This window comes from Mycobacterium sp. E735 (assembly GCF_001666955.1).
Taxonomy (GTDB): Bacteria; Actinomycetota; Actinomycetes; order Mycobacteriales; family Mycobacteriaceae; genus Mycobacterium.
The window spans coordinates 1-18,831 of the sequence record NZ_LZIX01000192.1; the positions used below are offsets into that span (position 1 = coordinate 1).

The following is an 18,831-nucleotide window of genomic DNA, read 5'->3' on the forward strand; positions in this document are numbered from 1 at the left end:
CCGATCGGTCGGATGCCGGGTACCGCAACTGCACGGGCACAGGCGATTTGGATTCGTTGCGGCGAACCGTCCGACTCCATTCCTGCACTGGCGCGATGTGCGGCGGAGATGGTGAACGTCGCGGCTGGGCCTCTTCTACGTTTGGCGGCGCATGAGGCGGGAACCCGTCAGGGGTTAGCCGCCCCACCGGAAGGAAACGAATGGCTGAGAACAAGGGCCACAAAGCCGAGTCGGACGTGGAACCAGAAACCCACGAGTCTCGGTCGCGCGACGCGGCCGGAGAAGCCGACGGCTCGTATGTCGGAGCGGCCGGTTCCGATGACTCCTTCGACGCCGGGGAAACGGGTGCTGAAGCGCGGAGCCAGCAAGGCTGATGCGCCGCGCCACAAGCTAATTCGAGCGGCGGGTGCTCGCTAGCCGAGCGCACCGATCGCGGCCTGCAGCTTGGCGGTCGCCTGGTCGGCCACCTCCTGCAACGCCCCTGGCTCGCCCGTCACTTTGACCATGAGTTGCGGGTCCATCGCCTCGACGAGAATCGCATCGCCTTTGGCGGGGTCGGTCCGCACCACCACGTTGCACGGCAACAATTGGCCGATCTGACGGTGAATGCCCAGGGCGCGATGCGCCAGGGTCGGGTTGCACGCCCCCAGGATGAGGTAGTCCTCCATGTCTTCGCCGAGCTTCTGCTTCAGCGTGGCTTTGACGTCGATGGTGGTCAACACGCCGAAACCCTGCTCGGCCAGGGCTTCGGTCGTTCGTTTCACCGCGTCGTCGAACGAGGTGTGCAAAGTGGTGCTCAATCCGGCTGTCATTTCTTCTCCTCTTTCCCGTGTCGAACTTGCGGAAGCACTAGGCCGCGGAGCGCGGACGTTGCAACTGGGCGAATTGGGGAACCGCGGCCAAGGTGGCGACCGCGTCGAACACTGCGACCGTCTCCTGCGCCTCGGGTAAAGCGGTCAGAACCGGGCCGAAGAAGGCATGCCCGTCGATACGCAGAATCGGGCTGCCCCCGGTTTCGCCGAGCGCGTCCTGCGCCGCCTGGTGCCCGCGCCGCACCTGTTCGTCCAACGACTCGTCGGCGATGACGGCGGCGGTGGTGTCGCGCGCCCCCGCCGCGGACAGCAGGCGGCCGACGAGGCCTTCGTCGAGGGGTTCGGAGCGATCGAAGTAGCGCTCACCGAACGCGAAATATGCGGCGGTCCAACCGGCTACGCCCCGCTCCCGCGCGATGGCGGCCATCAGCCGGCCGACTTGCCGCGAGTCACGCATGCGAGCCTGCTGAGGGGGTGGAAGTTCCCGTCCCTCGTTGAGCACCGCCAGGCTCATCAGCTGCCAATCGACAGCCACGCCGGTCTTCTCGGCCGCGGCGCGCAGCCAACGCGCGGTATTCCAGGAGAACGGGCACACCGGGTCCAACCACAACGTGACTTCGCGTCCGGCTCGACCATCATCGGCGGGGTTCATCGCTCTTCGCCTTTCGTAGACGCCGGCCGTCAGGCCAGGCTGAGGAACAGTTTCTCCAGCTCGTCGATCGACACGGCCGGCCCGTCAGTGGGACTACCCTCCGGGCGGGTGATGCAGTCGCGCAGGCCGGACGCGATGATTTTGAAACCGGCGCGATCCAGCGCCCGCGACACCGCGGCCAATTGCGTGACGACGTCTCTGCAACTGCGCCCCTGCTCGATCATCGCGATGACGCCGCCGAGCTGACCTTGGGCGCGGCGCAACCGGGCGAGGACGGCGTCCATGTCGCCCTGGTCGTGCCCGACGACATCGGGCTTGGGCGACGCGCTGCCCCTGACTTCGTTTGCCATGACTCCTTCATACCATACCCCACGGGGTATATGCACACACTTGGCTGATACCCCCGGGGGTATGGTATAACAGACGCGGATTAGTCGCGGCTCCCGGTACCCGGTCACGCGATGGCGTGCCACGAGTGCCTGTCGATTCTCAAATGCGGGCCGAATGGCCCTATCAGGTCCGGCGAGGCGGGCGTAATCCCTACCGAAGAGACCGAGCGAAAGGGAACGGCAGTGTCCACGTTTCTCAGACGGGCCTGGGTGCCGCTCGTCGTCGTGGTTGCGGTCGCCCTCGGCGGCGTGGCCGTCGACCGGCTCCGCGGCGTTTTCGGCTCGGACGCGATCTTCACCGCGACGGGCAGCAGCGCCGAACCGCTCGTTGCCTCGCACATCAAGCGGGTCACCTACGAGGTTTACGGACCCAGCGACACGACCGGGAGCGTGAGCTACCTGAACAAGAACGCACAGCCCGAACAGGCCGACTTCAGCACGCTGCCATGGACCTTCACGATCACCACGACGGTGCCGGCAGTCATCGCCAGCGTGGTGGCACAAGGCGACAGCGATGACATCGGCTGCCGCATCAGCGTCAACGGCAAAGTCGAGGACGAGCGATCCTCGGCCGGGCGTCACGCGCAAACTTCCTGTCTGGTGAAAGCCGGATGAACGCCGGCAACGACGCCCGGCCGAGGTTCATGCGGTTCGTCCGCACCTTCGCGTGGCCCATCATCATCGGCTGGCTACTGCTCACCGTCGCCCTGAATGTGCTTGTGCCGCCGATCGAATCGGTTGCCAGAAATCACGCGGTGACGATGTCGCCGCAGGACGCCCCGGCGATGATCGCCGCCAAGCGCATCGGGGCCACCTTCCATGAATCGGATTCCGACAGCATCGCGATGATCGTTCTCGAGAGCGACAAGCAACTCGGTGACGAGGCGCGGCGCTACTACGACGGCCTGGTCCAGAAGCTGCAGGCCGATCCGAAGCACGTCCAGCATGTCCAGAACGTCTGGGGTGATCCGCTCACCGCCGCCGGCGTCCAGAGCCGCGACGGCAAGGCCGCCTACGTCCAGCTCAATCTGGCGGGCAACCAGGGCAGCACGCTGGGGAACCAGTCCGTCGACGCGGTGCGGAAGATCGTCGACAAGTCGGAGCCCCCCAAGGGCCTCAAGGTCTACGTCACCGGCCCCGCCGCGCTGACCACCGACATGAACGAAGCCGCCGACAAGAGCATGTTCAAAATGATGGGCGTCACGGGCGTGGTCATCATGATCATGCTGTTCATCGCCTATCGATCGGTCAGCACGGTGTTACTGGTCCTCGTCATGGTCGGCTTCGAGATGGGTACTGCCCGAGGGCTTGTCGCGCTCCTGGGGAATTACGAACTGTTGGGGTTCTCGACGTTCGTCGTTGCGATGCTCTCCTCGTTGGCCATCGCGGCGGGGACGGACTACGCGATCTTCCTCATCGGGCGCTACCAGGAGGCTCGCCAGGCCGGCCAGGACCGAGAAACCGCGTACTACACGATGTTCCGCGGGACCTCGCACATCATTTTGGGCTCGGGGTTGACCATCGCCGGGGCGACGTTCTGCCTTCACCTGGCGCGCCTGTCGTACTTCAAGGCACTCGGCATTCCGTCCGCGTTGGGCCTGCTGGTCGTCGTCGCGGGAGCGATGACCGCGGCGCCCGCGGTGGTCGCGGTGGCCACCCGGTTCGGCCTGCTCGACCCGAGAAGGATGATCAAGACGCGCGGATGGCGGCGGATCGGCACCGCCACGGTGCGGTGGCCCGGCCCCGTCTTCGCAGCCTCCCTGGTCATCGCGATCGTCGGCATCCTGATCATGCCGAGCATGAAGGTCAGCTACAACGATCGGTTCTACACACCCGCCAACGTGCCCGCGAACGTCGGGTACGCGGCCGCGGAGCGCCACTTCAGCGCCGCCACCATGAATCCCGACATCCTCATGATCGAGAGCGACCACGACATGCGGAACAGCGGCGACATGATCATCCTGGACAGGATCGCCAAGGACATCTTCCGTTCGCCGGGGATCGCGATGGTGCAGAGCATCACCCGCCCGTTGGGCGGCCCGATCGAGCACACCTCCATCCCGTTCCAGATCAGCGCGCAATCGATCCCGATCCAGCAGAACCTTCAGTTCATGCGGGACCGCACGAACGACGTGCTCAAGATGAGCGACGACCTCGGCGCCATGATCGTCTCGATGCAGCGCATGCAGGGCCTGCTCGGGCAGATGAGCGACGCCACCCACCGCATGGTCGGCGATATGCACGAGATGCAGGCCACGCTGGACGAGATGCGAGACCATCTGGCGGATTTCGACGACTTCGCCCGGCCGCTCCGCAGCTACCTCTATTGGGAACAGCACTGCTACAACATCCCCGTCTGCTGGGCGACGAGGTCGGTGTTCGAGGCGATCGACGGTGTCGACAAGTTCAGCGAGAACATGAGCACGCTGATCAAGGACGTCAACAACGTCGACGCGATCATTCCGCAGATGCTTGCGCAGTTCCCGCCAATGATCGCCGTCGCCAAATCGATGCAGGGAACGCTGCTCACGATGCACAGCAGCTTCTCCAACCTGGTCACCCAGATGGCGCAGATGACCGACACGGCCAGCGCGATGGGGCAGGCGTTCGACGCCTCCCGCAGCGGTGACTACTTCTATCTGCCCCCGGAAGCCTTCCAGAATCCCGACTTTCAGCGCGGGCTCAAGCTCTTCCTTTCCCCAGACGGAAAGGCCGCGCGGTTCATCATCACCCACGACGCAGACCCGGCAACGCCGGCAGGCATTTCCGCCGTCGTGCCGGAACTGGCCGCCGCGCACCAGGCGGTCAAGGGAACGACGCTGACCGGCGCCAAGTTCTACCTGGCGGGCACGGCGGCCATCTATCGCGACATCCAGTCGGGCTCGCATTACGACCTGCTGATCGTGGGGCTGGCGGCGCTCACCCTGATCTTCGTCGTCATGGTGATCATCACGCGCGCGCTGGTGGCCTCCCTGGTAATCGTCGGCACGGTCCTGCTGTCGCTCGGCGCCGCCTTCGGGCTCTCGGTTCTCGTGTGGCAACACCTCTTGGGTCTCGAGTTGAACTGGATCGCACCGGTATTCGGGCTGATCATCCTGCTCGCCGTGGGCTCCGACTACAACCTGTTGCTGGTGTCACGCTTCCAGGAGGAGATCGGCGCCGGGCTGAAGACCGGCATCATCCGATCGATGGGCGAGACCGGGGGCGTCGTCACCACCGCGGGACTGGTCTTCGCCTTCACCATGATGTCGATGGTCGCCAGCGACCTGCGCTCGATCGGCCAGGCCGGCAGCACGATTGGGCTCGGCCTGCTGTTCGACACCCTGATCGTGCGCTCGCTGATGACGCCGTCGATCGCCGCGCTGCTGGGGCGGTGGTTCTGGTGGCCGATCCGCGTGCGGCCCCGCCCCGCCAGTGAGATGCTGCGACCGTTCGGTCCGCGGAGCCTCGTTCGTTCGCTCTTGCTGGGCGAGCCCGGCGACGCGCCCTCGACCAAGCCTGAAAAGGCCATGGCGTCGACGGCCGGGTGAAAGCCGCTGGCGCAAGATGGGGCTGTGCGGCTGCTGCTGATTTCCGACACCCATGTCCCGAAACGCGCCCGCGACCTGCCCGCGCGGATTTGGGCCGAGGTGGACGCGGCCGACGTCGTCGTGCACGCCGGTGACTGGGTGACGCCCGACCTGCTCGACGAACTCGAACGCAGGTCGGCCCGGCTGGTGGCGTGCTGGGGCAACAACGACGGTCCCGAGCTGCGGTGTCGGCTGCCCGAGCGGGCGGACGCGACCCTGGCGGGTGTGCGGTTCACCGTGGTGCACGAGACCGGCGCGGCGGCCGGGCGGGAAGCCCGGATGTCGCGGCTGTATCCCGACACCGAGGTCCTGGTGTTCGGGCACAGCCACATCCCGTGGGACACGCGCACCGACACCGGGTTGCGCCTGCTCAATCCCGGTTCGCCGACCGATCGGCGCAGGCAGCCCTTCTGCACCTACATGACGGCCCGCGTCGATGACGGGGCCCTGATCGACGTGGTCCTGCATCGCCTCCCTAAGTAACGGGTACATACGTTCTGCACAGCTTCCCCACATAAATAGCTCGCCTACAGAGGTATTATGGAAAAGGTGCAGTCAACGACGGATGTGGTCACCGACGTGTTTCGCGTTGTCGGCAGGTTCCGCCGGCAGTTGCGGCGCACGGCCGGGCGTGGCTTCGACGCGTCGACGCTGACCGAGTCGCAGTCCGAGCTGTTGTGGCTGGTGGCCCGGCAACCCGCCATCTCGGTCAACGCGGCCGCCGCCGAGCTCGGGCTGGCCCCCAACACCGCGTCGACCCTGGTTTCGAAGTTGGTCTCCGGCGGACTGCTCGTCCGGACCGTCGGCGACCCGGACCGCAGGGTCGGCCGGTTACACCTGGCCGAACCGGCCCAGGAGATCGTCGACGCGTCTCGCGCCGCGCGGCGAGGGGCGCTAGCCGAGGTGCTCGCCGAACTCGACGACGACCAGATCGAATCTTTGACAAGGGGATTGGAGGTCATCGAGATGATGACCCAGACACTGCAGGAGCGACGATGAGCGGTTCACTGCCGATGGCGGTCGACGCCAGGCACCTGACCTACCGGTATGGCCAGTTCACCGCAGTCAACGACGTCACGTTGCAGGTGCGGCCGGGCGAGACCATGGGCCTGCTCGGCCCCAACGGCGCCGGGAAGACATCCATGGTCCGGATGCTCACCACGCTGGCCCCGGTGCAGCAGGGCGAATTACGCATCTTCGGGCTCGACGCCCGCCACCAAACCACCGACATTCGCAGCAATATCGGCTATGTGCCGCAACAACTCTCGATCGAGCCCGCATTGACCGGCCGGCAGAATGTCGAGTGGTTCGCGCGCCTCTACGGTGTGCCCCGGTCCGAGCGTTCCGACCGCGCGGAGCAGGCGCTGGCGGCGATGGATCTACTCGACGTGGCCGACCGGCTTGCCGCGGCCTATTCCGGCGGCATGGTCCGCCGTCTCGAGGTGGCGCAGGCGCTCGTCAACCGCCCGTCGCTGCTGGTTCTCGACGAGCCGACCGTCGGGCTCGATCCGATCGCGCGCGACGGCGTCTGGGCGCAGGTGCAGAAGATGCAGGCGCAGTTCGGGATGACCGTGCTGCTGACCACCCACTACATGGAGGAGGCCGACGCGCTGTGCGATCGCGTCGCCCTGATGCACCGCGGTGAGCTGCAGGCGGTGGGCACGCCGGCCAAGTTGAAGTCGACGGTGTCGCCACACGCAACCCTGGAGGACGTGTTCCGCCACTACGCGGCATCCGACTTGGTGGACGGCGACACCTCCGAGTCGGAAGGCTCATTCCGCGAAATCCGTTCCGCCAGAAAGGTTGCGCGCCGTGTCGGTTGATAGCGCCAGGCCAGGGACCCTGGTCCGCGCCCCGCGCGGGTGGCAGCGCGTGGGCGCCGTGTTCAGCCGTATCGGCGCGTTCGCGATCGTCGAGATGCAGAAGTTGCAGCACGACAGGACCGAACTCGTCACCCGGATGGTGCAACCGGCGCTGTGGCTGCTGATCTTCGGAACCACCTTCAGCCACCTGCACGTCATCCACACCGGATCGGTGTCGTACCTGGCGTTCCTGGCGCCGGGCATCATCGCCCAGTCCGCGCTGTTCATCTCCATTTTCTATGGGATACAGATCATTTGGGACCGGGACGCCGGCGTCCTGGCCAAGCTGATGGTGACGCCCGCGCCCGCGTCGGCGTTGATCACCGGCAAGGCGTTCGCGGCCGGCGTGCGCTCGGTCGCCCAGGTGGTCGGCGTGATGGCGTTGGCATATCTGATGAATGTCGGGCTGACGGTCAACCCGCTGCGAATCGCGGCGGCGATGGCTGTCGTCATGCTGGGTGCCGCGTTCTTCGCGTGCCTGTCGATGACGCTGGCCGGCCTGGTGCGCAACCGTGATCGCCTGATGGGAATCGGCCAGGCCATCACGATGCCATTGTTCTTCGCCTCCAACGCTTTGTACCCGGTCAACGTCATGCCGACCTGGCTGCACGTGCTGAGCCGAGTCAACCCCCTCAGCTACGAGGTCGACGCCCTGCGCGGCCTGCTCATCGGTACGCCGTTCAACCCGGTGGACGTCATTGTCTTGCTGGTTGCCGCGGTGCTCGGAATCGGCGCGGCCTCAACGCTATTGCGCCGCCTCGTGGCATAGCGCACACCGCCGGGATGTGCGGCGCGCGCTATCGATGGCCGATTGTGACCCGAATGCAACGTTTCCCGGCCGACTCCCAATCGTTAGCCAACCGCGATCTGAAGCTTCGGCCCTGACAGGCGATTCGACCCCTCTCCCCGTGTTTCACTGCCCAGCGAAGGGATTCGACCGCGGCACGCGGCAGACGAAAGTTGGGATGGGTAGAGAGCTATGAAGTTCTTTTCTGAGTTGCGGAAGTTGCGTGGCGCCGCGGCAGCCATGCCGCGCCAGCTCGCGGTCGCGGCTGTGGGGGCTGCCCTGATGTCCGGCCTCGTCACCGCCGTCGGCGGCTCGGCTACCGCGGGAGCGTTCTCGAAGCCGGGCCTGCCGGTGGAATACCTGGAGGTGCCATCGCCGTCGATGGGCCGCAACATCAAGGTCCAGTTCGAGGGCGGCGGACCGCACGCCGTCTACCTGCTCGACGGCTTGCGCGCGCAGGACGACTACAACGGCTGGGACATCAACACCCCGGCCTTCGAGGAGTTCTACCAGTCCGGCCTGTCGGTGGTGATGCCGGTCGGCGGGCAGTCCAGCTTCTACAGCAACTGGTACCAGCCGTCGTCGGGCAACGGTCAGAACTACACCTACAAGTGGGAGACGTTCCTGACCCAGGAGATGCCGCTGTGGCTGCAGGCCAACAAGCAGATCTCCCCGGCGGGCAACGCCGCGGTGGGGCTGTCAATGTCCGGCGGTTCCGCCCTGATCCTGGCCGCCTACTACCCGCAGCAATTCCCCTACGCCGCTTCGCTTTCGGGCTTCCTCAATCCCTCCGAGGGTTGGTGGCCGACGCTGATCGGGCTGGCGATGAACGACTCGGGTGGCTACAACGCCAACAGCATGTGGGGCCCGTCGACCGACCCGGCGTGGAAGCGTAACGACCCGATGGTCCAGATCCCGCGACTGGTCGCCAACAACACCCGAATCTGGGTCTACTGTGGCAACGGAACGCCGAGCGACCTGGGCGGCGACAACATGCCGGCCAAGTTCCTGGAAGGCCTCACGCTGCGCACCAACCAGCAATTTCAGAACAGCTACGTGGCCGCCGGCGGACGCAACGGGACGTTCAACTTCCCGGCCAACGGCACGCACTCGTGGCCCTACTGGAACCAGCAGTTGGTCGCGATGAAGCCCGACATCCAGCAGGTGCTGCTGGCCGGCAACACCACGGCCCAACCGGCGGAGCCGGCGCAGCCCGCACAGCCGGCGCCGCCGGCCGCCTGAAACCCTCCGAACCAGCATCGGCAGTAGCGCACCGGTCAGCGCTACTGCCGATGCTTTTTGGGTTCAGTCGAGCAAGGCGCGGCGATCCTGGTGAAAGTACGTGTATCCAGTTGTCAACGCGCACACGGACGAAGCGACCACCAGCATCCACGTGCCATTGACCACCAGGCTGATCAAGCCGCCGACCGTGGCGCCGAAGACGAAGCTGGCGAACAGCAGAAAGTAGCCGAGCCAGTCGGCCAGCGTTCCACCGGCGATGTGGCGCTCGATGCCCTGCCCCATCTTGACCAGCGTTCCGGTCACGTAGCTCAGCGGAACCGACACCTCGCCGTCTTTGACGAATGACGTGTTCAATGCGCCAATGCCGAACGCCACCAACGTGATCGGCGCGAAATCGAGGAAGTTTTCCTCCCACCCCTCGTCGAATATGTCCAACGCGGTGGCGGCGAACAGGCTGAAGGTCGTCAGCACGGTGGGCCCGTGCGGGTGCGCCACCCAGAAATGCCGCCGGCACACCGACGCGACGACAACGCCACCGACGAAGCACACGATCAGCAGGCCCGCGCTCACGGAGAGCAAGACATCGCCCCGGAAGTAGCCGAGCGCGGCGCGCTGCGCGTTGCCGGTCATGAAGGTCACGAAGTAGCCGGCGGAGTGCGTGAAAGCCGTTGCCCCCAGCACACCCGCCAGCGCCGCCAGCACCCAGGACAGCCGCGCCTCGCTGTCGAAGATCTCCTTTGTCACACGGACATGGTTTCAGATGCCCGCGCTACTCGCAGATCAGAGTTTGCTATGAGGCGGTGAGCCTGGCGATGGAGCGCAGCGGGATCGGCAACCAGCCGGGCCGGTGCCGCGCCTCGTAGCCGGCCTCGTACACGGCCTTGTCGAGCTCGTAGGCGGCCAGCACGTCAGCCGCATCCCGCGGGTCGCTTCCCGACGCGGCGGCGTAGCCCTCGCAGAACGCGGTCCTGTTGCGTTCGACCCATTCGCGGGCGCGGGCGGCCAGTTGTTTGTCGGCCGCCTGGTCGACCAACGGCCCGTACGCGGCGTATTCGAAGGACCGCAGCACGCCGGCCACGTCGCGCAACGGTGAATCCGGCGCGCGGCGCTCGTCGAGCGGCTGCCCCGGTTCGCCCTCGAAGTCGATCAGCAGCCAGCTCTCGGGGGTGCGCAGCACCTGACCGAGGTGCAGGTCGCCGTGCACCCGCTGGACGGTGATCGGCTGGTCGGCGAGCTTGGCGAACCGCTCCTCGATGGTCGAGGCGTACTCCCGCAGCTCGGGCACCTTCGCGACGGTCGCAGCCAGCCGCGCCAGCACGGTGTCCACCGGGAACGCCGACTCCGCCGTTCCCAGCGACTCGGCCAGCGTGGCATGCACCGACGCCACGGCCTCGCCGAGCCGGCAGGACTCGCCGGCGAAATCGCCCCCGACCTCGTGGGCGTACAGGTCGCCCTCCGCGAACAGGTCGCGGACGCTGGCGGTGGCCATCGCCCACCCTTCGGCGGCGTTGGACGCGAACTCGGTCACCATGCCGAGCGGCCACGCCTCGTCCGGGCCGGCCAGCTCGTAGGTGCCCAGGAGCCGGGCCACGTGCGGGTTGCCGGCGCGGGCCAGCACCCGGTTCAGCTCGATGTCCGGGTTGATGCCGCTGTTGACCCGCCGAAACGCCTTGAAGATCGCCGCGCGGTCGAAGATGACGCTGGTATTGCTCTGCTCGGCGTCGGAGACGTGCGGCATCGCCTCCATCGGCAGCTCGACGTCGGGCTCCTTGACGAACCGCACCTCGGTGCCCGCCGCCGTCAGAACGGCCGACGAGTCGATCAGCGACAGCAGAAAACGGGGGGCGTCGGTGTCGTAGAGGGCGTCGAAGCCCGTGCGGTCGCCTGCGGCGCCGATGGTGGCCACCGTGCTGTACTCGGAGACCGGACCGGCGTCCCATTGCACCATGACCTGGTAGCGCTCGGATGAGCCGTCGGCGTACTGCGCATCGACCAAGACCAGGTCCAGGTCGTCGCGGAGCGGGACGACCACGGCGGCCTCGGCGGAGGTCAGCTCCCGGTTACGGCCGGCGTACCACCGTTGCTGGGGCAGCCAATCCGACCAGGGCAGCTTGGCAGGATCAGTCATGCGTCCTCCTCACATGCAGTCAGCTGGAACCAGTAGAAGCCGTGTCCCGGCAGCGTCAGCAGGTAGGGCAGGTGCCCGATCCGCGGGAATTCGACGTGCCCGGTCAGTTCCACCGGCGTGCAACCGCTCCAGTGCTGCAGGTTCAGTTCGATCGGCTGCGGGAACCGCGACAGGTTGTTGACGCACAACACCGTGTCGCCGCCGCCCGGCACCTGGCGCACGAACGCCAGCACCGACGGGTTGGAGCCCCCCAACTCCTCGAATGTGCCGATGGCGAACGCCTCGTGGCGGCGCCGGACGGCGAGCATCATCCGGGTGAAGTTGAGCAGCGACGTCGAGGTGTCGCGCTGGGCCTCGACGTTGACGGCCTGATAGCCGTAGACGGAGTCCTGGCTGGCCGGCAGGTAGAGCCGGCCGGGGTTGGCCTTGGAGAACCCGGCGTTGCGGTCCGGGGTCCACTGCATCGGGGTGCGCACCCCGTCGCGGTCACCCAGCCAGATGACGTCGCCCATGCCGATCTCGTCGCCGTAGTACAGGACCGGTGAGCCGGGCAGCGACAGCAGCAGGGCGGTGAACAGCTCGATCTGGTTTCGGTCGTTGTCCAGCAGGGGTGCCAGGCGCCGCCGGATGCCGACGTTCGCCTTCATCCGTGGGTCCTTGGCGTACTCGGAGTACATGTAGTCGCGTTCTTCGTCGGTGACCATCTCGAGCGTCAGCTCGTCGTGGTTACGCAGGAAGATGCCCCATTGCGCCATCTCGGGAATCTCCGGCGTCTGCCCCAGGATCTCCGAGATCGGAATGCGCGATTCCCGGCGGACGGCCATGAAGATGCGCGGCATCAGCGGGAAGTGGAACGCCATGTGGCATTCGTCGCCGCCGGTGCTGGTGTCGCCGAAGTACTCGACCACGTCGGCCGGCCACTGGTTGGCCTCGGCCAGCAGCACCCGGCCCGGGAACTCGTCGTCGATGACCTTGCGGACCCGCTTGAGGAAGGCGTGCGTCTCGGGCAGGTTCTCGCAATTGGTGCCCTCCCGTTCGAACAGGTACGGCACGGCGTCCAGCCGGAACCCGTCGATGCCCAGGCCGAGCCAGAAGCGCAGCACGTCGATCATGGCTTCCTGGACGGCGGGGTTTTCGTAGTTCAGGTCCGGCTGGTGCGAAAAGAACCGGTGCCAGTAGAACTGTTTGCGCACCGGGTCGAAGGTCCAGTTGGACTCCTCGGTGTCGACGAAGATGATGCGGGCGTCGGTGTACTTCTCGCTGGTGTCGCTCCACACGTAGAAGTCGCCGTACGGGCCGTCCGGATCATGCCGCGACTCCTGAAACCAGGGGTGCGAATCCGATGTGTGGTTCATCACGAGGTCGGTGATCACCCGGATGCCACGCTCGTGCGCGGCGTTCAGCAGTGCGACGAAGTCCTCGACCGTCCCGAACTCGGGCAGCACCTTGTAGAAATCCCGGATGTCGTACCCGCCGTCGCGAAGCGGCGAGTCGTAGAACGGGGGCAGCCAGATGCAGTCGATGCCGAGCCACTGCAGGTAGTCCAGGCGTCCCAGGAGCCCGCGTAGGTCGCCGGACCCGTCCGCGTTGGCGTCGAAGAACGCGCGGACCAGCACCTCGTAGAACACGGCGTGCTTGAACCACGTCGGGTCGGTGGGTAGCGCGGCGGCGTTGTCGAAGTCGTCGGAGTCGGGATGCTCGACGACACCCCCCTCGACGTGACTTCCGCCTCCGGGATGGTGCTCGACAGCTTCTCGTGCGTCGTTCATCAAATCCACGCTGCCACGGGTACCCGAGGCGCGACATTCGGAATCACGCTCGCTGACATGTGACGAAACACCCATGGCGCCAATGGGATTGAGCGCCAGTCGGGTACTGTCCGCGCGGGTGTCAGGCCGGCGGCCCTTCGGCCAGCGTCACATTGACGGTGCGGTCGCCGCCCGCCGCGGCGCGATAGTGCACCGCGATCGTGTCACCGGGATGATGCGGGACGAGCACGTCCGTCATCGAGGTGGCCCCGCTGATCGGGACGCTGTCGATCCCGGTGATGACGTCACCCGGGGCGATGCCGGCCGCGCCGGCGGGACCGGTGTTGACCACCCGTTCGACGCGCGCGCCGTTGCCGTTGTCGGTCACCCCGAGCCCGAGGAAGGCGGTCGGGCCGATGTGCACGGTGTTGGAGCCGGCGCCGGACCGGATCTGGCCGGCCACCCCCATCGCCCGCCCGATCGGGATGGCAAAGCCCTGCCCGCCCGACATCTTGTAGTTGTCGGTGGCGGCGGTGTTCATGCCGACGACCTGTCCGGCGTTGTTCACCATCGGCCCGCCCGAGTCGCCGGGCCTAATCGGCGTGTCGGCCTGGATCAGGCCGCCCAGTGACTCGTTCGCGCCGGTCAACGTGTCGGTCGCCGAGACCGACTGGTTGAGCGCGATGACCTTGCCGGACACCGCGCTCGGCGTTCCGCCCTGACCACCCGCGTTGCCCATCGCGACGACGGGCTCGCCCACCGAAACCCCGCCGCCGATCGCGGCGGTCGGCAGGCCGGCCGCCCCGCGTAGCTGCAGCACCGCGACGTCCTGGCTACGGTCGTAGCCGACCACGTCGACGGCGTACGTCTGCCCGTTGCCGACGTCGAAGGCACTGATGTCCGTCGCGCCGGAGATCACGTGATTGTTGGTCAGCACGACGCCGTTGGGGTCGATGACGATGCCGGTGCCGGCGCCCACCGCGTTGTTGTAGCCGAACTTGGTGTTGATGTTGACCACCTGTGGCCCCACCTGGCCGGCCAATGCGGCCGGGTCGAGGGGGGCCTGTGGGGCGGTGAACGGTGATGCGGCGGCCGGCACGGTGCCCAGACCGAGGCCCAACCCGACCACAGCCAGCACGCTGATCAGCCATGACCACCAGACCGAGCGGTGGTGCGATTTGCTCATCCCGTCACCCTTCCTGCTTCGCGGTAAACACAAACTGTGTCGGCCTTGCGGTTCTGGGCGGCACAACTGTGTGTATATAACCGTAATGCAGGTAGCTATTCATGGCAGTGGCAAGGTTGGGTTCGGCGCCTAGGCTGACACGGTGGGCGAATTCGACCCGAAGGCCAGGTTGGCGCGGTCCCCGGTCGCCCGGCTGGCCACGATCACGCCCGATGGTCTCCCCCACCTGGTGCCGGTGGTATTCGCGGTGGCCGACCCGGCCGACGTCGTGTACACCGCCGTCGACGCGAAACCCAAGACGACGCGGCGGCTGCGGCGGCTTGCCAACATCGAACACAACCCCCACGTGAGCCTGCTGGTCGACCACTACGCCGACGATTGGACGCAGTTGTGGTGGGTCCGGGCCGACGGCACGGCCACCATCCACGCCGGCGGGCCGGCGATGGAGTCCGCACACCGGCTGCTGCGCGCCAAATACCCTCAGTATCAGTCCGTTTCGCTGAACGGGCCGGTGATCGCGATCGCGGTGCACCGCTGGTCGGGCTGGCACGCCTGACGGCAGACGCAATTGTGGCCGGCCCGTGGCCTTGTGTTGGGCCGCGGTTGGGGGAAAAGTTGCTTCTGGATCCTGTGAGCCAGGACACACCACGCTGGGCGCACCCCTCGGCGACGCGGCCGGGGAGAACTGGAGGAACGTCATGGCGGACAAGGCGAATGCTTCCCAGGGCGCGGCGGCCGCCCCCACCGCGAGTGGTCCCGGCGAGGTGCGCAACATCGTCCTGGTGGGACCGTCCGGTGGCGGCAAGACCACCCTGGTCGAGGCGCTGTTGGTCGCCGGCGGGGTGCTGACCAGAGCGGGCTCCGTCACCGACGGCAGCACGGTGTGCGACTACGACGACGCCGAGATCCGCCAGCAGCGGTCCGTCGGCGTTGCCGTCGCCTCCCTGGCCCACGACGGCGTCAAGATCAACCTGGTCGACACGCCCGGATACGCCGACTTCGTCGGCGAGCTGCGGGCCGGCCTGCGCGCCGCGGATTGCGCGCTGTTCGTGATCGCGGCCAACGAGGGTGTCGACGAACCCACCAAATCGCTGTGGCAGGAATGCGACCAGGTCGGCATGCCCCGCGCCGTAGTGATCACCAAGCTCGACCACACCAGGGCCAATTACTCCGAGGCGCTGGCCGCCGCGCAGAACGCGTTCGGCGACAAGGTGTTACCGCTCTACCTCCCGACCGGACTGCCGTCCTGCGAGGGCCTGATCGGATTGTTGTCGCAGACGCGCTACCACTACTCCGGCGGAAAGCGGACCGCAGAGCAGGCCGATCCGGCCGACGCCGACCGGATCGAGGAGGCGCGTGGCACCCTGATCGAGGGCATCATCGAGGAATCCGAGGACGAGTCGCTGATGGATCGCTATCTGGGCGGTGAGTCCATCGACGAGGCGGTCCTGATCGAGGACCTGGAGCGGGCGATCGCCCGGGGTTCGTTCTTCCCGGTGATCCCGGTGTGCAGCAGCACCGGCGTCGGCACGCTGGAATTGCTGGAGGTCGCCACGCGCGGCTTCCCGTCCCCGATGGAACACCCACTGCCGGAGGTGTTTACGCCGCAGGGCGCGCCGCACGCGACGCTGACCTGCGACCCCGACGCTCCCCTGCTGGCGGAGGTGGTGAAGACGACGTCGGACCCCTACGTCGGAAGGCTGAGCCTGGTCCGGGTGTTCTCCGGGACCATCAGGCCCGACACGACGGTCCATGTGTCGGGCCATTTTGCGTCCTTCTTCGGCGCGGTCAACGGCAACGGCAGCACGCACCCCGACCACGACGAAGACGAACGGGTCGGGGTCCTGTCGTTCCCGCTCGGCAAGCAGCAGCGCCCGGCCACCGCCGTGGTGGCGGGCGACGTCTGCGCCATCGGCAAGTTGAGCCGGGCCGAGACCGGCGACACCCTCTCGGACAAGGCGGAGCCACTCGTCCTGAAACCGTGGACGATGCCCGAACCGTTGCTGCCGGTGGCGATCCAGGCGCACGCCAAGACCGACGAGGACAAGCTGTCGGTCGGACTGGGCCGGCTGGCCGCCGAGGATCCGACGCTGCGGATCGAGCAGAACCAGGAGACGCACCAGATCGTGTTGTGGTGCATGGGCGAGGCCCACGCCGGGGTCGTCCTCGACGCGCTCGCTAACCGCTACGGCGTCACCGTCGACACCGTGGAACTGCGCGTACCACTGCGAGAAACTTTCGGCGGCAAGGCAAAAGGGCATGGTCGCCACGTCAAGCAGTCGGGCGGGCACGGCCAGTACGCGGTGTGCGACATCGAAGTGGAGCCGCTGCCGGAGGGGTCCGGATTCGAGTTCGTCGACAAGGTGGTCGGCGGGGCGGTGCCCAGGCAATTCATCCCGAGCGTGGAGAAGGGCGTGCGCGCGCAGATGGAGAAGGGCGTGCACGCCGGCTATCCCGTCGTCGACATCCGGGTGACCCTGCTCGACGGCAAGGCCCACAGCGTGGACTCGTCGGACTTCGCGTTCCAGGCGGCGGGCGCCCTGGCGCTGCGGGAGGCGGCCGCGGCGACGAAGGTGAGCCTGCTCGAGCCCATCGACGAAATCTCGGTACTGGTCCCCGACGACTTCGTCGGCGCGGTGATGGGCGACCTGTCGGGCCGGCGTGGCCGTGTCCTCGGCACCGACACCGCGGGCCACGAACGCACGCTGGTCAAAGCCGAGGTGCCCCAGGTGGAGCTGACGCGCTACGCGATCGACCTGCGTTCGCTTGCCCACGGGGCCGCGTCGTTCACCCGCGGCTTCGCCCGTTACGAACCCATGCCGGAGGCCGCGGCCACCCGGGTGAAGGCCAGCGTCTGAGTCGTCACGCCCCGGCGCCGAACTGGCCGGCGACGGCGCGGCGGTCCAGCGAGCCCTTCGCGGTATGCGGCAGCTCCGCCGCCTGCTGAAAGCTGGTCGGCACCTCGAAGGGGGCCAGCCGGTCCCGCCCGAACTCTGCGAGCTCCTCCGCGGTTGGTGCGACGGGGCCCCGGGGAACGATCACCGCGGCCACCGCCTCGCCGTACAGCTTGTCGGGGACCCCGAACACGGCGACCTCCAGCACGCCGGGATGGCTGCCGAGCACGCCCTCTACGCGTTCCGGGGAGATCTTCTCCCCGCCCCGGTTGATCAGTTCCTTGATGCGGCCGCGAATGATCAGCTCGCCCGACGCCGACAACGTTCCCAGATCACCGGTGCGCAGCCACCCGTCGGTGAAATTTGCCGCGGTGATCGCGGGGTCGCCGAGGTAACCCCGGACGACGGTCGGCCCGTGCAACCAGACCTCGCCGACCTCTCCCGCCGGCACGGGCAAGCCGTCGGATCCGACGATCCGAATCTGCGGCCCGGTCGACCGGCCGACCAGACCCGCTGTGGCACCGGGGTTTTCGTCATGGCCGATTTCGGTCGTCGCCACCTGATGGGTGGCCTCGGTCATGCCGAAGGCGCAGACCACCGGGGCGCCGAACGTGTCCTGCAGCTGCTGTGCCGCTTCGACGGTGAGTGGCGCGCTGCAGCTGCGGATGAATCGCAACGCGGCGTTGCCGGGTCGGTCGCCTCCTGCCCGCTCCAAGAGGATCTGATGGATCGTCGGCACCGCCGTGTACCAGGTGGCGCGGACGGCGTCGACGTCGTCCCAGAAGGTGTGGGCCGAGAACCGTCCACGCGCGGGCAACAACACCGCACCGCCGGACACCAGGGTCGCCAGCAGCGCGGCGAGCAGCCCATGACCGTGGTAGAGCGGCATCACTGCCACCGTGGCATCGCGCGGTCCGAGGCCGTATCCGGCGATGATCGCCCGCACCGAGGCGGCGATGTTGGCGCGCGTCCACGGGACCATCTTCGGCACCCCGGTGGTGCCGCCGGTGAACATGATCATGGCGTCGTCGTCGCGCAGCCCCTGGGGCGTCGAAAAGCCCTGCGCCGGAGGTGCAGTCGCGGCCAGGCGCACCGCCGGGGCGCTATCCGTAGCACCGGCCGTGACCGCGAACGGCCACCACGGCAGGTCGCGTTCGCCTTGGTCGTCGGGCGCGTCGCCGTCGATCAGCACCGCCCTGGCCCCCACGGCCTCGCTGCGGGCGCGCTGCTCGCCGACCGGCAGGGCCGGATCCAGTGGAACCGCAACCAGTTCGGCCCGCGAAGCCGCCAGCAGTCCGACGACGAATTCAGCGTTGCTTGCGGAGCGCAGCGCGACACGGTCACCCGCGCGGAGCCCGGCCTGTCGGAGCTGCCCGGCCAGGTCGTCCACCAGCTGGACTAGATCGCGGTAGCCGAGCGGTATCCGCTCGGCGGTGACGACGAGAGCGGGCGCCTCCGGGGACCGGCGGGCCACCTCCTCGACCAGATCCACGATGCGTGCATCCGGGATCTCCGTCGACCCCGCGGCTTCGCTGCTGACGATCGCCTCAGACCTCATCGCT

The 18,831-nt window shown here is 67.4% G+C and carries 17 protein-coding genes; 9 read left to right on the forward strand and 8 right to left on the reverse strand.

Features of this window, described 5'->3' with window-relative positions:
- Positions 1–413 precede the first annotated feature (413 nt).
- Genes A5704_RS15200 through A5704_RS15210 form a run of 3 tightly spaced genes read right to left on the reverse strand, consistent with a single transcriptional unit; the run spans position 414 to position 1,814 of the window.
- Positions 414–812 (reverse strand): DUF302 domain-containing protein, encoded by a 399-nt coding sequence (locus A5704_RS15200; RefSeq protein WP_067749826.1) that lies wholly within the window; start codon positions 810–812, stop codon positions 414–416.
- Positions 813–849: 37 nt separating this feature from the next.
- Entirely contained in the window at positions 850–1,464 is a 615-nt protein-coding gene (locus tag A5704_RS15205) for a DsbA family protein (protein WP_067749824.1), read from the reverse strand.
- Positions 1,465–1,493: 29 nt separating this feature from the next.
- Positions 1,494–1,814 carry a metal-sensitive transcriptional regulator gene (locus tag A5704_RS15210; protein ID WP_067749822.1) on the reverse strand — a complete coding sequence of 107 codons (321 nt, stop codon included), beginning with the start codon at positions 1,812–1,814 and terminating at the stop codon, positions 1,494–1,496.
- A 222-nt stretch (positions 1,815–2,036) separates the two neighbouring features.
- Here A5704_RS15210 and A5704_RS15215 point away from each other — a divergent pair, with 222 nt between their 5' ends.
- From A5704_RS15215 to ag85C, 7 genes are all read left to right on the forward strand, one after another.
- Positions 2,037–2,468: an MmpS family transport accessory protein gene (locus A5704_RS15215; RefSeq protein WP_067749820.1), complete on the forward strand. Its 432-nt coding sequence runs from the start codon at positions 2,037–2,039 to the stop codon at positions 2,466–2,468.
- Positions 2,465–5,383: an RND family transporter gene (locus tag A5704_RS15220; protein ID WP_067749818.1), complete on the forward strand. Its 2,919-nt coding sequence runs from the start codon at positions 2,465–2,467 to the stop codon at positions 5,381–5,383. The genes A5704_RS15215 and A5704_RS15220 overlap by 4 nt, the downstream gene beginning before the upstream one ends.
- A gap of 24 nt (positions 5,384–5,407) precedes the next feature.
- Entirely contained in the window at positions 5,408–5,905 is a 498-nt protein-coding gene (locus A5704_RS15225) for a metallophosphoesterase (protein ID WP_067749816.1), read from the forward strand.
- Between the two features lie 57 nt (positions 5,906–5,962).
- On the forward strand, positions 5,963–6,421 hold the full coding sequence (locus A5704_RS15230; protein WP_067749814.1) for a MarR family winged helix-turn-helix transcriptional regulator: 459 nt from the start codon (positions 5,963–5,965) through the stop codon (positions 6,419–6,421).
- Positions 6,418–7,245, forward strand: coding sequence for an ATP-binding cassette domain-containing protein (locus A5704_RS15235; protein WP_067749812.1), 828 nt, complete (start codon positions 6,418–6,420; stop codon positions 7,243–7,245). Before A5704_RS15230 ends, A5704_RS15235 begins: the two co-directional genes overlap by 4 nt.
- Positions 7,235–8,053, forward strand: coding sequence for an ABC transporter permease (locus tag A5704_RS15240; protein WP_067749841.1), 819 nt, complete (start codon positions 7,235–7,237; stop codon positions 8,051–8,053). Before A5704_RS15235 ends, A5704_RS15240 begins: the two co-directional genes overlap by 11 nt.
- Positions 8,054–8,263: 210 nt before the next feature.
- Positions 8,264–9,313, forward strand: a complete 1,050-nt coding sequence (gene ag85C, locus A5704_RS15245; RefSeq protein ID WP_067749810.1) for a diacylglycerol acyltransferase/mycolyltransferase Ag85C — start codon at positions 8,264–8,266, stop codon at positions 9,311–9,313.
- Positions 9,314–9,376: 63 nt separating this feature from the next.
- Here ag85C and A5704_RS15250 read toward each other — a convergent pair whose 3' ends face one another.
- The 4 genes from A5704_RS15250 to A5704_RS15265 all read right to left on the reverse strand — a co-directional run bounded on the left by A5704_RS15250 (position 9,377) and on the right by A5704_RS15265 (position 14,375).
- Positions 9,377–10,057, reverse strand: coding sequence for a YoaK family protein (locus A5704_RS15250; RefSeq protein ID WP_067749808.1), 681 nt, complete (start codon positions 10,055–10,057; stop codon positions 9,377–9,379).
- 46 nt (positions 10,058–10,103) lie between these two features.
- Positions 10,104–11,441: a phosphotransferase gene (locus tag A5704_RS15255; RefSeq protein ID WP_067749806.1), complete on the reverse strand. Its 1,338-nt coding sequence runs from the start codon at positions 11,439–11,441 to the stop codon at positions 10,104–10,106.
- Entirely contained in the window at positions 11,438–13,210 is a 1,773-nt protein-coding gene (gene treS, locus A5704_RS15260) for a maltose alpha-D-glucosyltransferase (protein ID WP_067749840.1), read from the reverse strand. The genes A5704_RS15255 and treS overlap by 4 nt, the downstream gene beginning before the upstream one ends.
- 121 nt (positions 13,211–13,331) lie before the next feature.
- A complete protein-coding gene (locus A5704_RS15265; RefSeq protein ID WP_067749804.1) occupies positions 13,332–14,375 on the reverse strand; it encodes a S1C family serine protease in 1,044 nt (347 codons plus the stop codon).
- Positions 14,376–14,517: 142 nt separating this feature from the next.
- On the opposite strand from A5704_RS15265, the gene A5704_RS15270 reads away from it, so the two are divergent.
- Both A5704_RS15270 and A5704_RS15275 read left to right on the forward strand, forming a co-directional pair.
- Complete coding sequence (locus tag A5704_RS15270; RefSeq protein WP_067749802.1) at positions 14,518–14,931, forward strand: TIGR03668 family PPOX class F420-dependent oxidoreductase; 414 nt, start codon at positions 14,518–14,520, stop codon at positions 14,929–14,931.
- A gap of 142 nt (positions 14,932–15,073) precedes the next feature.
- A complete protein-coding gene (locus tag A5704_RS15275) occupies positions 15,074–17,233 on the forward strand; it encodes an elongation factor G-like protein EF-G2 (protein ID WP_067889731.1) in 2,160 nt (719 codons plus the stop codon).
- Between the two features lie 4 nt (positions 17,234–17,237).
- Here A5704_RS15275 and A5704_RS15280 read toward each other — a convergent pair whose 3' ends face one another.
- Positions 17,238–18,827 (reverse strand): FadD7 family fatty acid--CoA ligase, encoded by a 1,590-nt coding sequence (locus A5704_RS15280; protein ID WP_067889734.1) that lies wholly within the window; start codon positions 18,825–18,827, stop codon positions 17,238–17,240.
- Positions 18,828–18,831 lie beyond the last annotated feature (4 nt).